Source organism: Stenotrophomonas sp. 62841_Sma (assembly GCF_056482945.1).
Map to the genome: position 1 here is coordinate 967,862 of NZ_CM151224.1, position 14,952 is coordinate 982,813.

A 14,952-nucleotide genomic window follows, 5' to 3' on the forward strand; every position below is an offset into this window, starting at 1 on the left:
CGTTAGAGCGGACGACCGAAGCTGTACTCGTAGTTGCCGGTCAGGGTGATCTGCGTGACGCCATCGGTGACGACGACTGTGAACTGCCCCATGCGGGAGGTGTTCCGCCCAGAGGCGGTCACAGTGCCACCGAGGCCGCTGCCGGAGATCGACGCGCCGCCTGTGACGGAGCGGGAGACCACGGAGTAGTTGCCGGTGCCGCCCGAGCAATAAACGCTGAACGACTCGCTGACCGTGCCGTTGGTGGACTGAGGCCAGTTACCCATCAGGTAGCTCGGCGACAGCGATGCTTGGAACGGCGTCGCCTTGACCGCGTTGTAGAACTGCGAGGCGTAGATCGGGCCGCTCGTGGGGACGCCGTAGTTGGCCGGAACGTCGGGCACCAATCCACGTCCTCGGTAATACTGGTCCGCGTAGATCGGGTAGCCGCCGCCAAACTCGGCGCGGATCATTTCCCAGGAGATAGGGCCGGAGCCGGGGAGGGCCATCAGGCACCTCCCCCAAGGTCCGCGACGCGCTTACGCAGCGCCTGCACCTCAGCGATAAGGAAGGGAATAGCCTTCTCCCACTGGATCGTCTTGATGCCGTTTGCGTGCGTGGCGACCATCAACGAGTAGACCTCCTCGGCCTCCTGCGCGATGCCGCCGACCTCGTGATCCGCGCTCGGGTGGAACGTGGGATTCAGCTCGGCGATTGCCTTGGCATCCCAATCGAACTCGCGTACACGGAAGCGGTCGAAGAAGTCGGCCACCTTGGAGGCCGAGGCGTCCACGATGTTCTTCTTTAGACGCGCATCGGACGCATAGGCGACGATGTTGCCCGTGGCGACCCAATTGTTGCTGCCGTCGCGGTAGGCGCACCACGAGAAGGCGTTGCTGGCGAGGAAGCCGTGGTTGTTGTCGTTGCAATGGAGCCAGTGCGTGGTCCCGTTGTCGGAGTCGTAACAGGTGATGGTTGGCGAGTAGCTCTCCAAACGGAGGTCGCCACCGCTACCGCCTGGGCCAGCGATAAGGAATCCCTTGCCGCCGTAGGTGCGAACCCAGGTGCTGTCCTGCATCCAGATGCCGCCGCCGTGCGCTTCCGAGTACCAGCCGGTGCCGGACTGCTGGGAGCGGAACCAGCCAGCGTTGAGGTAAATCTGATCGCCGACCGTCAGGCGGCCCGCAATGTTCGCAGCACCGTTCCAGTACAGGTTGTACCAGCTGTTCGTGTTCACGCGGGTGATCGAGCAAACGTCATCGCCAGCGCCGTTCGTTCCGTGGATGTACGCGGTTCCCGCTGCACCCATGCCGGTCAACCGCAGCGGCGCGCCATAGGCCAGAGTGACCTGCCCGGTGAAGGTTGCGCCACCCAGGCTCGCCTTGCCGTCCAGTGCGGACTGGAGGCCGCTGACGTTTGCGATGGTGTGCGTGTGACCGGCGTCGGCCTTTCCTGCCGGGTTGAAGTTCGCCGAGGTCCAGACGGTGCCGCCAGCGTTGAGGGACGCGACGCCACCCGTGCCATCGCCGAATCGGAACTCCAGCGAGTTCGCAGCTGGCGGCACGTACACATAGCGATCCAGCGACCCCAGGTACATGACGCCGGACGTGGCCTCGCCGCCAAATCCCTGCACACGAATCTGCCCGGAGGCGAACGTCTTGACGCCACCGATGGACTGATCGTCGGTCACGTTGACGACGTTGGCGATCTCGGCGGCGGTATGCGTGTGGCCGATTGCCGACTTCCCGTCGAGCGCCGCTTGCAGCCCGGTTACGTTTGCGATGGTGTGCGAGTGGGACGCCGCCGCTTTGCCGTCGAGCGCGGACTGGAGGCCGGTCACGTTGGCGATGGTGTGCGTGTGCGTCGCCGCCGCCTTGCCGTCGAGCGCCGTCTGCGTCGCGGTGCTGATCGGCTTGTCGAGGTCGGCGGTATTGTCCACCTTGTCGAGGCCGACCTGCGCCTTGGTGTGCGTGTGGGTGCTCGGCGGGTAGGTCGTCGGCTTCCCGGTGACGTGGGTGTTGAAGTCCACGTCGTCGCGGGTCGCCAGCGCGCCCAGGCCGCCGATGTCGCCAGCCACGAGGGTCACGTCGCCCTGCTTACCGGCGACGCTGGTGACCTGATCGGTGTTGTCGATCTTCTCCCAGGTAGCGCCGTAGAGCGCCTGGTCGCCGACTCGCCAGTGGATGTCGCCCACAGTGCCTTCGCCGACCACCTTGTAGAAGTGACCCTTCACCGGGTTGGCCGGGAACGCACCAGTGCCGGCATCCCACGATCCCATGTAGACCAGCGAGCCAGTGACGGCAGCCTGCGCCTGGGCGGCCCAATGCTTCGCCGAGAACTCGCCCGGCGAGACCTCGGTGCCCTGCGGCGCGTTCGCGTACAGGCCAGCCTTGTCGCGGGCAGCCTCGGCAGCGGCCTTGGCCGACGATGCGGTCTGCGCCGAGATCGAGGCGGCAGACGCCGAGCCGGACGCAGCGGAGGCATGACCGGCTGCGGTGGTCGCCGAGCCAGCAGCCTCGCCAGCCTTGGTCGCCGCGGCGGACGCCTGGGCTTCCGCCCGGTTGGCCTGGGTGGTCGCCTGAGTGACCGAGGTCGCTGCGGCGGTCGCGCTGTCGGCGGCTGCGGCAGCCGATGCTGCGGCAGCGGTGGCGTCAGCTTCCGCGCGGTCGGCCGCGTCGGTCGCATAGCCCAGGATGGTCTGCGCCTGATCCCGTGACGTGGCGGCAGCAGTCGCCGCTGCTTGCGCGTCGGAACGCGCCTGACCCGCTGCGGTGGCCGACGTGCCCGCCTGGCTTGCGGAGCCAGCCGAAGCCAGCGCCGAGGTGGCCGAGGCCGTCGCCGAAGCGGCGGCGTCCACTGCGGAGCTTGCCGCCTCGGTCGCGCTGTCGGAAGCCTCGGCCGCCTTGGCAGCAGCGAAGGTCGCCGCGTCGGCGGTGGCCTGCACGTCGTCGTCGATGCTCGCGGCGGATTCCGCAGCGCGCACGGCGGATGCTTCGGCAGCGTCGGCGAAGCCAGAGGCGTCATCTGCGGACGCCTGCGCGGCGTTCGCCATGCCGGTTGCCACGGACACCAGGTCGCGCACCTGCACGACCGAGCCGGTCAGCTCGTCGGTCAGCCCGGCCACGTCCTTCTGGAGCTGCGGGAACGAGAGGAGGGTGTGGTTGTTGCCCAGGCCGTCCGTCACGACGACGGTGCCTTCCTCCTGAGTCAGCAGCGCGATCATCTGATTCTCGCGCCGGTTCCAGCGGTCTACCAGCGTCGAGAGGCGCGAGGCCAGCTCGGCGTTGGAGACGTAGCCGGGGGTAGTGCTCATGCGGTGCTTGGGTTCTCTCTGAGGGTTATCGGATGCCGAAGGCGAAGCCGCCAATCGACGTGATGAGGTAGTTCGGGTAGGCCGGGGCGTCGTAGCCGTGGACCTGCGGAGGCGGGCTGGATGCGCGGCACCGCACGCGGAATGCGCGGGCACCGCCTGTCCATGCGCCGGACGCCGAGAGCGTCACCGACTGCTCGTAGGTGTAGAAGTTGGACGCGGTGAAGGTGTTGCCGTCGCCGCCCATCTGCTGAATCAACGCGCGGTACATCGGCGGCTCGTGCGAGGCGATGACGACCCACACAGAGTCGCGCAGCTCCTCCAAGATGACGTGCAGCCCGTAGACGCGCGTGTTCGCGGTGACGGTCACCGACACGGAGGGCGTATGACCCTCGCCAGCCAGCACCGGAGCGCCGAGCCAGAACTCGTGGATCGCCACCCAATCGCCGAGCGGGATGAAGTTGTTGCCCGCCTGGTAGCAGAGGCTCGTTGCCCCGGTCCACCACACGCCGGTCGCCGACTGGAACTGCCCAACGATGTTGGGAGCATTGACGCGGCCTCGGAAGAACGCGCCGCCGTTGCGGTCCACGTAGAACACCGCGTTGTTGGCGTTCTTCGCGCCGGAGCCGACCCACAGGGGCCAGTCGCCGAGGTTGGAGATTTCCACGCGGAACTCGGCAGCGTTGACGATGTTGCCGTTGCCGTCGAGGGTGTGGGTCTTGAACGTGCCGCCGTTGATCGTGCCTGCGTTTGCCGTGAGCGCGGCCAGGGAGTTCACCCTGATCTTGTCCGCAGTGATCGTCCCGTCCACCACCAGCGCACCCTGGATGCCCACGGTGGACTGGCCGCCGACAGTGCCGATCACGAACGGATACTTGATGCTCGCCAAGGTGCCGCCCGAGGTGTACTGCGGGTGGACGAAGGCGAAGCGATCCGCGGTGACGATGAAGTCGCTGCCGGTCTGCGGGTTGGCGGAGAGGGCGATACCGGCGACCACGGGGACGCCGTTGATGGTGCCCGCGTTGATCTTGACCGAGTAGTTGGCCTGCCACTGACCGTACATGCCGGAGTGCTGCCCGGCGACCACGTTGAACTCCTGCCGGATGGTGGCGAAGTCGCCGTCCTTGAACGCCTGGACCTGCGTGGCCGCGATGGCCTGTGCCTGCTCGGCGGTGATCTTGGTGGTGTTGAGCTGCTGCACCAGCGCGCCGGTCGGAGAGGTGACATCCAGGTCGGCCTTGCGCCAGCCGGTGCCATCCCAAATCTGCGTCAGGTACGCGCCGGTCTGCACGGTCTTGACCCAAAAGGTCGGAACCTTGAAGCCGCCAGCGGGCGGGGAGGGCTGCGCGTCCGAGAAGATCGTCGGCGCGGTGCTGGTCTCCAGCGTGGATACCTGGGAAGCCAGGGCTTCGCGCGCGGACGCTTCGGTGTCGATGCGCTGCTCGAAGGCGGCCGAAACCGCCGACACCTGGCCGTCGATCTCATTGGCAATCCCCTGCGGCACGTTCGCGCCGTAGCTGGCCGCCATCTGCTGTCGGAATGCCGTGTTGGCACCCTCGGCGTCCGTCAGGGCTTCGGTGGTCTCGGCCAGGCCAGCGATGTTCTCGCCGTGGCGGACTACTGCCGTCTCAACGTCGGACACGCGGGCCTTGGTTGCGTCAACCTCGGCCATGACCGCGGTGCGGACCTGCGCCGCGCTGTCCTCGATCTCTGCGCCGAGGCGCTGCTCGGTGGCCGCACGCGCCGCTTCGGTGGTGCTCTCCACCTCGTCGATGCGCTGGTTGAGCGCTGCGGAGATCGTCTTGCCGTTCTCGACCACCTGGCCTTGCAGCTCGGTGATCGCCTCGACGCGCGCGGAGCGCTCGTCAGCGATGGCGCGATTGACCTCCAGGAATCGTGCCTGGCTACTTTGCTCGCCGTAGTCCACCCGCGCGAACAGGTCGATGATCTGCTGCGCGATGACCTTGTTGCCTTCGGTCAGCAGTCCGATCTCGTGGGTGGCCGTGCTGATCTTGTCGCCATAGTCGCGCTGCACGTCGAAGAACTCGTGCGAGCGCATGATTTCCTCCAGGATCGCCTCGGCGTTCACGTCGATAAGGTCGATGCGGGTCAGCAGGTCTTGCAGTGCTGGCGAGCGGAGGAGCTGCTCGATGATTGCGTTGAGGTCCGGGTCGCCACCGGGGTTACCGGGGCCGCCACCGGGGAGGCCGCTGCCACCACCGAACTCGGCGAGTTCCTGGTGTGCGTACAGCAGTTGGCGGAACGACTTGGACAAGTCGCGCGCCGGGAGGTTTGCGCCTTCCTTGTAGTTGACCAGGAGGGCGTCAATCGGCGTGAATCGCCGGATGGTCACAGTGTAGGGTGCGTCGAGCACGCCATCCTGCGACGGAATCTCGATGGTGCTGGCGTCCACCCACGACACGGAGACAGCGCGGGCCGCGTCCGGTTCACCGACGAACGCCCGGATGTGTTCGCGGGCGATGTACGGGAACGGCACGGTGAACCGCGTAGGGCCTCCCTCGTAGGTGTAGAGCACGAAGGAAAGGCCGCGCGATAGTTCGATCATGCGTCCTCAAAAAGGTGGAGGCCCCGAAGGGCCTCCTGGTTACGGTCGATCAGTCCCGTCCTTGCGGTCAGGGAACTGCTGTAGGGCTTGATCCGCGATGTTGCGGACGCCCGTCATGTTGTTGAACCACCAAATCTTCCAGAAGTCGCGCATCTGCTTCTCGGTGATCTCCTCATCGTCGCGGATGGCCGAACCGATCATCCGCGTGCTGCCGTAGACCTTGTTGAACAGGTCGATGGACGGGATGCCCATCACGCCGTTCTCCAGGCCGGTCGAGCGGTTGTTGGCGAACACCGGGTCGTTACCCAAGGCGTCCGCCCACACGGCGTCGGTGACCGCGGGGATCACGTTCGACCAGCTCGATTGCGCGACAGCGTTCTTGTAGAAGTTCTCCTGCGTCAGCTGCTTCTTCCGCTGTTCGGGGTTGCCCGCAGTGTTGATGTACGTGCGAGCCGCCCAGCCCATGCCTGCTGCCGAAGTGGACAGCACGACCATCGCGTAGGTGCGCCAGTCGTCGTAGTGGTGGACGGAGTTCAGGAAGTGGCGGGTGTAGCTGTTGACCATGAAGCTGCGGAACTGCGTGACGATGCGGCCGGTGGTGGAGTGCATCAGCTCGATGCTGTCCGAGGCGTCACCTTCGAGAACCTGGTGTCGCGTCACGCGGAACAGGAAGGCCGCCATGCGCTCGCGCGTCTGGAACGGCAGCTTGTCCGGGTCGATCTGCTCGATCTGCCGCTTGCCTTTGAGGTAGCCGAACACGTCGGCCTGGGCCTTCTCGTCGAGGCCCCAGGTGCGCAGGCGGGCCACTTCGGCGTCCGACAGCTTCTTGGCGTTCGCCATGTCCAGCAGCCGCAGCAGCGTGGCGCGACCGGCGATGCGTTGGAGCATCGTGTTGATCGGGGCCATGCCGGATGCGACCGAGGTGACGTGCGTCGCCATGTTCATCGCGTTGTCGATCTTCTCGCCGTGCTTGACGTTGAACGTCTGCGGCACTAGCGCATCCTCGTCCAGGCGCAGGAACGGCGGGTTGCGCAGCCAGTCGGTGCCGGGTGCGAACAGCCGCTCCATGACGCGCGCCTCCTGCGAGGACAGCTTGCCGTCAGCGCCGCGCACCAGGAAGTCGCGGGCGGCACCCACGGAATTCCAGAAGTTGCGGAGACCGGCATGCGCGATGGTCGGGCCAAGCTCGGCGAACAGCGAGAAGCCGACCTGGTTCATCACGCGGGCGAAGTTCCAGTTGCGCAGGAACCGCGCGTAGCGTGCGCCTCGGCTGGCGGGATCGAGTTCGGTGCTGCGGCCGAAGGTGGACTTGAGGCCGATGTCGATCAGGCGCTCGATGTCCTTCACGTCGTCGCCGGACTTGCGGGCGTCGCTCTTGAGCTTCGACACGAAGCGGTCGAGCTGTGCGCGGTTCTTGATGCCAGCCTTCGACGACAGCGCCGACCAGCCGGTGATCTCGCGCATGTAGCGGGTCATCACCGAGTCCACGTCGTTGTCGAACAGGTCGGCCATCGAGACCTGCACGTCCTCGCCAGCCTCGTTGCGGATGGTGGTGGAGTAGGTCTCGTCGAGGTCGATGCGCTTCTTCGCGCGGTCGAGCTTGCCCGACTCGTAGGTCTTGCGCTCCAGCTTGGACAGTAGCTCTTGCGACCGCACGGGCGAGACGCCCGCCTCGGTCAGCATGTTGCCGATCTCCTCGACCGAATCGCTGTCCAGCGGGCGGACCAGCAGGTCCATCCCGTCGCCCTCGAAGTTCGCTTGGGCGCGCTTGAGGTAGGAGCGTGCAACCGCCCCGAGCAGCTCGTCGTCGATCTCGTCGCCTTCGTCGGTGGTGGCCTCCCAGGCGCGACGCATGGCGGGCTTGATGAGCTGCTCGATCACGTCGTCCTGGTGAAGCTGCATCTCGCCGAACAGGCGCTTGAAGCCCTTGCCACTCCAGTAGCGCGGCAGGTAGCTGCCGTTCTGCGCCACGTTGGCGAAGCCGTCGAGGTTGCTGTCCTGCGCCAGCTTGAGCGCATCGCGCATCGCCTTGGCGACGCTGCCGGCCGCCTTGGCGGCTTCCGGTGATACGTCAGGCGCACCGCGCACGGCACGGCCGACCTCCTCGTTGAACTTTGCGCGCTCGGAGAAGTTCCACCAATGGGTGCCTGTCCGTTGCTTGTAGGCGTCCCATGCGGCGTTCACTCCGCTCCGCCATTCCGTCTCCATGACGGCCAGGTGGCGCTTGGCGAACTCGCTGGTGGACTCCTGGACCGCGACGGAGCGATCGGTGTAGCCGACGCCATCGCGGAACAGCAGGCGGCCCGCCTCGCGCACCAGCGGCGACTTGGCGCTACCCATGCGGGCAGCAAGGTCGCGGCGGACGGTGGCGAAGTGGGGCGTGATGTGCGCGTTGACCAGCGCCTTGTCGGTGAACTCCTGCTCGAATGCGCTCTCGTTGCGCAGCGGGAGGACGCCTGGCGTGAGGTCGTTGGCGGCGGTGCCTGCCACGCGGGCGGCGGACAGCGAGTCGTCACCGGCCAGCCGCTTCACCACGTCAGGCTTCACCTCGCCGTCGAACAGGGCACCCCGGCGAGCGCCGAGGGCACCACCGAACGCGAACGACAGGGCGGCGCTCTGCACGCCATCCGCGAGCGTCTGCTCGGGGTCGTAGGTGGAGGTTGCGGCCGACATCAGCGCGGAGGTGCCCGCAGCCTGTAGACCGGAACGCACCGCGTTGGCGAGGCGTCCGGCCTTGGCTGCGTACCCCAGGCCGCCCGTGGCGAGATCGAGGCCGGTTGCCACCGGGTCGGTGAAGCCGAGGGCGATCTGTCCGCCCAGGCCGAACTGCGCCAGGTCGTCGTCCGCCATCTGATTCATAAAGGCCACGGATTCCAGATAGGAGAGGTGCTCGTCGGACGTGGCCCGGCCGAACAGCTCCCACTGCTCCGGGCGCAGGCCCATCGACTCCCAGCGCTTGCGCGCGTCTGCGGGAATGCGATAGCCCTGCTGCGGCTCGTAGCCCAGCTCGGTGATGAAGCGGTCGATGAAGCCGATGCCGCCCTTTGCCTGGGCAGCGCCCCATCCGTCCCATACGGTCGTCTGATCCTTCCGGCGCTCCGCGGCCTCTCGCTGCTCCTTGCGCTCGCGCACGGCTTGCACGATGGGCTGCTGGGTTGCCGGCTTGACGATGTTCTCGTCTGCGCCGGGTAGGGATTCAAACATGCGGTCTTACTTCCTCGTCAGGTACTCCAGGAAGTCCTCGGGGACTGCCGGGGTGGTGGTGGTTTGCTTGGTGCCCGCGTTGGGAACCAGCGGCTTGGTGAGGTCGAACTTGGGCAGCTCGAAGGCGGGAGCCTCGGCGGCGCTGGCGTCGCGCTTGGCGATGGCCGCAGGGACTTCCGTGGTCGCCGACTGCGAGCGCAGGTCGCGGATGTTCCGGGACTGGTCCGCCCAGGTGGTGCGCTGCTCGACCCGACGACGCGCCTGGGATTCCGCAAGGTCTCCCTTCCAGCGCTGGTGCTGTGCCGCGATGGCACGCGGGTCGAAACCGATGGCGCGGCCGGTGTCCGGGTCAGGGATCAGCCAGTTGTCGGGGCCGACGATCTGCCACTGCCCCGGATTGCGGGGATTGGGCAGGGCCGACAGCTCATCCGGGTCGCGGCCGAGCTTGCGCGCGACCGTCTGGATCAGCTCGTCTACCGCTGGCTCGGCACCCTGCGGCATGCCGATGTTTGGCACGCGGCGGCCGTTGACGGTCGTGCGCTGGGCGTCGATCTGACCGACCGCTGCACGGATGGCAGCTTCGCCGGACACTCCGCCACGCGAGGCGATGCGCTCGGCTTCCTGGCGGATGCGGTGCAGCTCACGCGGGTCACGCGGCTTGCCGTCGATCTCCAGGTAGTCCTTGATGCCGGACTTCCAGGTGTCGTTGATGACCGAGCGGGCCTCCTCGACTTCCCGCTTCGGTTGCGTCAGGACGCGAGCGGCCTCCTGGTGAGACTGACCGCTGCGCCGGGTGTCGTAGAGGTACTGGTCCAGCATTGCGGCAGCCTCGCCGCCAGCGACCGTATCGGCGTACTTGGGCGAGACCTTGCGGAGCTGTTCGTACAGCGTCGCGGCGTTCTGGAAGTTCTCCTGGAACGCCGGGTCAGCGCGCTTGAGGATGCGTTCGAGCTGGGGGATGACGATGCCCTGCCGTGCCCACTTCTGGAGCACCTGGCCGCGTGCGGCCTGCGGGGTTTCCTCCCACTCCTTACCGGCCTGCTTCTTGAGGTCGGCGTCGCTGATCTCGTAGGGATTGCCCCCGGCTACCAGCTTGCGGATGCGCTCCTCTCGGGCGCGCTCCTTCGCTTCCTGCTCCCAGCGGCGAAGCGTCTGCTCCTGCTGGTTGTTCCAGTATCGCTTGAAGGACTGGAGGTCGCCACCGCTCAGGCCGAATTTACTGGCCCAGGTGTCGATGGTCTTGTGGGTGAGCTGGCCGCGATCCGCGAGGCCCTGGAGCGTCCACTCTGCCTCGGCCATCGCCTGCTTGCGTGCCTCGTCCTCGCGGTGTGCGATCACGCGGGCACCAGCGGCAGCCGCCGCGCGCAGCTCGTCGCCGTGCTCGGTGTTCATCAAGCCGGGCTGGCCGTCGCCGCGGTCCTGCTCCAGGAACGCCAGGATCGACTGAGGATCGCGGTTGCCTGCGGCCAGCTCCTCCTTGGCGGCCTCGACGTAGAGTTCGTCCACGTCGCGCTTGTTGAGATAGGCGTACTCCTCCTGGTCCAGCATCGCGTACAGGCCGTTCATGCCCTCGGAAGTGAGGAACGTGCCGCCCTTGATGCCGTCGCGGATGATCGCGGTCAGCGACTCCTTCTGCCGGACCAGCATTTCCCGCATCGAGTCGGCCTGCCACTGCTGGCGGACCTGCTGCGCGGCGCGCATGGCGACCGGCATCAGGGCCTTGCGGACCTGCGGGTCTTGGAACTCGGGGTTCTGCGTCAGCGCAGCCATCCGCTCCTTGATGAGCGGCTCGATGTCGGTGCCGGGTTCGGCCTTGGCGATCTCTTTGGCCGCTTCGATCTGCCAGTCGCGGACGCGGATGATGCCGTCTGCCTTGAGGTAGCCGCGACGCCATGACTCCGACTGCTGGGCAACGAAGTCCTCGGCCTGCCGGGGCGTACCCTCGGCGTCCTCCTGCATACGTTGGGTCGCCGCGGCGCTGTACTGCTCGCGGCTGTTTGAGATCATCTGCGAGTTGACGGAATCCGAGACGCGCGTCAGCACCGCAGCGGCGGTGCGAGAGAGGACACCGGCACCAGCGGAGGACGCTTGGTCAGCCTGCACCGCCAGAACGGGGCGCTCGGCGAGACGCTGCGGCACCTGCGCGCGGCGGATGATCTCTTGGGGTTTCGTGCGAGCCACGGGTTACTCGTCTCCGGGAATGGAATAGCGCTTGTAGGTTTGGATGTTGCTGTAGGCATTCGCGCCTGACTGCATCACGCCGCCCAGCGCCTCGGCATTGCCGGTGCGGATACGAGCGCGTGCTTCGGAGCCGCTTTCGACGACTCCGTTCCTGCGGTTCTTCTCGATGAGGGCCACGTCACGGCCAGCCTGGGCCATGATGTCGTTCGCCAGCAGCTCGACCGAGTTGCCGGACACTGCCGCTTCTGCTGCGGAGGCGCGCATCGCGGATCGCAGTGCGCGGGCCTCCTCCATGCGCTGTTGGGTGCGCTCGGCGGCCTGGTCGTTGATCTGCTCCTGCTGACGCTCCGCGGCTTCCTCGATGGCCTTGTTGTTCTGATCCTGGCCGTACATGGTCGCCATCGCGCTGACTGCGGCGATACCGACCTGGACTGCTACGGGGTTGCACATGGGGTCTTGGTTACTCGGACGAAGGGTGTCTTGGCGAAGCCGTAGGCGGACTCGACGCCGCTCTCGCGGAAGCCAAGCCAGCCGAGCCATCGCCGCGTGGTGACGGCGTGGACATCGACGAAGTTGAAGATGGTGCCGAAGGTGGCCGACCACTCGTCGCTGATCCGCCGAGCTTCTCGGAGGAACGTGCGGCAGAACGTGGGAGCCACCAGGGCGTCGGTGCCCAGCAGCCAAACCGAGGCGATACCCTCGGCGTGCTGGCTGAAGCCGAAGATGCACACGGGGGAACCGTCGTGCATCGCGGCGAAACTGCGGTCGCTCGCGGTCACTGCAAATGCGAGCGCCTGGAGCGGGGTGTGACCATGCGAAGCCGCCACCTCCAGGATGTCCTCCTGCCGCATGTTCTCGGCGACGTGGAGGATGTCGCTGGCGGTGGGGCTTCGATAGGTCAGGGTCATACTCGGCTGCGGGAGACGAACATGCCGCGCCACTGTGCTGACTGGAACCAGCACTGGAACGGCAGGCGGTTGACGAGGTGCATGCGGACGCTGTTGGCGTCGCCCAGCACGGGGAACCGGCGAGAGCCGGAGTGGAACGTCGGGGCGCTGGTGCGGAACACCGAGTCGTTGAGGACGCGCGCGGTGTACGCACCGGAGTGCGACGCCACGTAGGTCTCGACGCGGCCATTGCCGTGCTGCTCGACCTCCAGCTCGAAGTACGCGCCATCCTTGTAGGCGACCTCGATGTCACGCACCTGCGTGCGGCCCACCAGCACGGCCTGGTTCTGCCCACCGCGAACGATGGGCTTGGTCAGGGTGAGGCGGTGCTCGTAGTCCATGCCGACGACCACGCGGCCCTCGGTGTGGTTACCGGGGAGCGCAAGGCGGGTGCGGGCGTTGTCCCAGCGCGCCTTGGTGATGTCCAGGTACGCGCCGGGGTCTTGCCAGTCGTCCGTCTTGAGGACGGTGACCGTCATGCCATCGGGCACGATGTAGGGCAGGTCGATCCAGGTCTCGTTGCCGAACTGCTGATAGGTGGGCTGCACCACCAGCATGCGGTCGAGCAGGAAGTTGTAGTCGCCCGTGGCATCCGTGTCGTGCTGGTTGAGCACCATGCGGAACTTGAGCAGCTCGCAGCCGCCGCCTGGGGCTTCCGCGACGGCGTACAGCACGTCGTTGATGGCGTGCATGTGGACGATGCGACCGACGCCGGAGATTGACCAGCGCGTCCATGCGGACTGCTGCTTCTCGTCGCCGATCCAGCGGACGAAGTAGACGTAGAGCTGCGCGTCGGTCGGCTCGTCAGGAGCGAAGAACACGCAGTCGGCACCACTTGCGCTCGCCATCGCTCGCATGCGGCCCGGCATCAGCTTGGGCACATGCGCCGTCACGTCGGCGGCGTCGCCGGTCACCGACAGGTCGTCGATGAAGTATTCGCGCACGCTGGCGTATGCGCCGCTGTCCTCGGTGAAGTACAGCGACTCGCCCATCAGCTTCGGCCGGATGTACGGCGAGCTGCTGTAGCTGTTGACCGGATCGCTCTTGACGTTCTTGGCGGCCAGGTACGGCTCGGCGGTCAGGAGGAACTGGCCGCCCGCAGCGGCAAGGAACAGGGCCGACTGGAACGGGACTGCGTGGTAGAGCGTGGTGACGCCGTTAGACCCGCTGACGCTCACGTCGATGGGGTCGGCGTCGAGCACCTGGGTCACCGAAGTGCGCCAGAGGTTGAACGGATCGGAGACCTCGGACATCAGCACGTTCTCCCCGGCCAGGAAGCCTAGGCGGTCCCGGTGCTTGAACACCTCGCGGATGCGCTGGCCGTCGATGGACGGGAACGGGTTGCTTTGCTCGTCACCCGCGAGGCGCGCGGTCCACTCCGGTCCACCGAAGGAGAACCAAAAGCCGTCCGCATGCACTGGATCGGGGATGCGCTTGAGGATGTGCGGCATCGTCTTGGCATCGAAGCGGTGCTTGATGCCCGGCCGGGCGACCTCCAGGTAGACCGAGGAGGACTGCTTCTGGACGTAGTAGTCGTCGAATTGCGATTCGGACGAGCCGATGATGTTGTAGATCGCGCCGGTCGGCACAACGGCCGAGCCTTTGTCGCCGGGCTTCGGCAGGTCGGACATCGTTTGCGCCGATCCGTACAGCGAACCGGGCGACAGCTCATCGCTCTGCTTCACGTCTACCAGCCGGTTGACGATGAAGGTGGTGTCGGAGAACGTCGCCAGCGCGAAGCACGACCACGCACGCTGTCCCTGGGTGTCCAGGTAGTTGAGCGCGTCGCCCGTGGCGTTGACGGTGTATTCCTTGCCGGTCTCGTGGTCGAACACGCGGATGCTGCGGTGACCCACGGCGACGATGTAGCGCTCGTTCTCATCGCGGACGATGGAGTGGAAGGCACAGTCGTGATCGAGGGTGACGCCAAGGCCAGCAACGAACTCGGCGGGCGGGCGCTTGCCAGCGCCCATTGCGGCATGCAGCCAGGCGTTGATCGCCTTGGTGAGCTGGTTCGGCGAGCGGACGGTATCGTCCTGCTGCGACTCGCCTCCCAGGAACGAGGGATAGTCCCCCGTGATTAGCGGCATCAGCGGTCCCAAATATCAGACACGTCCGTCGAGCCACTGAGGAAGTTGTGGCCGCGGGCGTAGGTGAAGTCGGCGTGCTCCTGCGCGAAGATGAGGTATGCCTCCTCCTCGTGCTTCTCGGTGAACACGTAGAGCTGGTCGCTACCCAGCACGCTCGTCTGGAACAGACGCGCAGCGCGCACGGCGATGTAGCGGCGGGCCGACTCGGGCAGCTCCTCGTAGGCGAGGAACCAGGTCACGAAGTCGGCGGTGGGGGCCGACGAGAACGTGTCGGCGAGGGTGAGCGGGTTGATGAGGCGCGTGCCTCGGATCACCAGCGGCTCGCTTCCGCGTGCGGGGACGAGCTTGAGGATCGACTGCGGCGGCAGCACCTTGCCTTCCGCGTTGAGCGTGAAGGTGAACGACTCGCTGGTGTTGAACCACCAGCCAGCGGTTTGGACCTCGCGGCTCACCGCGCGGAGGGTGTCGCGCGCCTGCGAGGCGTACAGGTTGCCGAGCGCTTCGAGGTCGCTGATCGGCGCTTCGCCGATAGCACCGAGCAGCACATTGACGGCTTCGAGTTCCGTGGTCGGAGTGAGTTCGAGGTTCATGGATTCGGGGCAAAAAAACGGGGGACACCCATGTGGATGTCCCCCGTAGATGGAGAGAGATTGAAGCGCCGCGGGATTTGCCCAA

Annotated in this window: 9 protein-coding genes; all 9 read right to left on the minus strand. The window is 66.5% G+C overall.

The features are described from left to right. Nucleotides 1-2 precede the first annotated feature (2 nt). On the minus strand, nucleotides 3-488 hold the full coding sequence (locus ACZK5G_RS04480; protein WP_126411773.1) for a hypothetical protein: 486 nt from the start codon (nucleotides 486-488) through the stop codon (nucleotides 3-5). After that, the gene (locus ACZK5G_RS04485) at nucleotides 488-3,292 is read right to left on the minus strand and encodes a tail fiber domain-containing protein (RefSeq protein WP_049427184.1); all 2,805 of its coding nucleotides are present in this window, start codon (nucleotides 3,290-3,292) and stop codon (nucleotides 488-490) included. Before ACZK5G_RS04485 ends, ACZK5G_RS04480 begins: the two co-directional genes overlap by 1 nt. Nucleotides 3,293-3,317: 25 nt before the next feature. Further along, nucleotides 3,318-5,855, minus strand: a complete 2,538-nt coding sequence (locus tag ACZK5G_RS04490; protein ID WP_005412396.1) for a phage tail fiber domain-containing protein — start codon at nucleotides 5,853-5,855, stop codon at nucleotides 3,318-3,320. A 39-nt stretch (nucleotides 5,856-5,894) separates the two neighbouring features. Next, complete coding sequence (locus ACZK5G_RS04495) at nucleotides 5,895-8,996, minus strand: hypothetical protein (protein ID WP_234500153.1); 3,102 nt, start codon at nucleotides 8,994-8,996, stop codon at nucleotides 5,895-5,897. 69 nt (nucleotides 8,997-9,065) lie between these two features. After that, the gene (locus ACZK5G_RS04500; RefSeq protein ID WP_032961810.1) at nucleotides 9,066-11,240 is read right to left on the minus strand and encodes a hypothetical protein; all 2,175 of its coding nucleotides are present in this window, start codon (nucleotides 11,238-11,240) and stop codon (nucleotides 9,066-9,068) included. A 3-nt stretch (nucleotides 11,241-11,243) separates the two neighbouring features. After that, nucleotides 11,244-11,642, minus strand: coding sequence for a virion core protein, T7 gp14 family (locus tag ACZK5G_RS04505; protein WP_032961812.1), 399 nt, complete (start codon nucleotides 11,640-11,642; stop codon nucleotides 11,244-11,246). 32 nt (nucleotides 11,643-11,674) lie between these two features. After that, a complete protein-coding gene (locus ACZK5G_RS04510) occupies nucleotides 11,675-12,148 on the minus strand; it encodes a hypothetical protein (RefSeq protein ID WP_005412400.1) in 474 nt (157 codons plus the stop codon). After that, entirely contained in the window at nucleotides 12,145-14,289 is a 2,145-nt protein-coding gene (locus ACZK5G_RS04515) for a phage nozzle protein (protein ID WP_143565846.1), read from the minus strand. The genes ACZK5G_RS04510 and ACZK5G_RS04515 overlap by 4 nt, the downstream gene beginning before the upstream one ends. Next, entirely contained in the window at nucleotides 14,277-14,867 is a 591-nt protein-coding gene (locus ACZK5G_RS04520; RefSeq protein ID WP_005412402.1) for a hypothetical protein, read from the minus strand. The genes ACZK5G_RS04515 and ACZK5G_RS04520 overlap by 13 nt, the downstream gene beginning before the upstream one ends. Nucleotides 14,868-14,952: the final 85 nt, after the last annotated feature.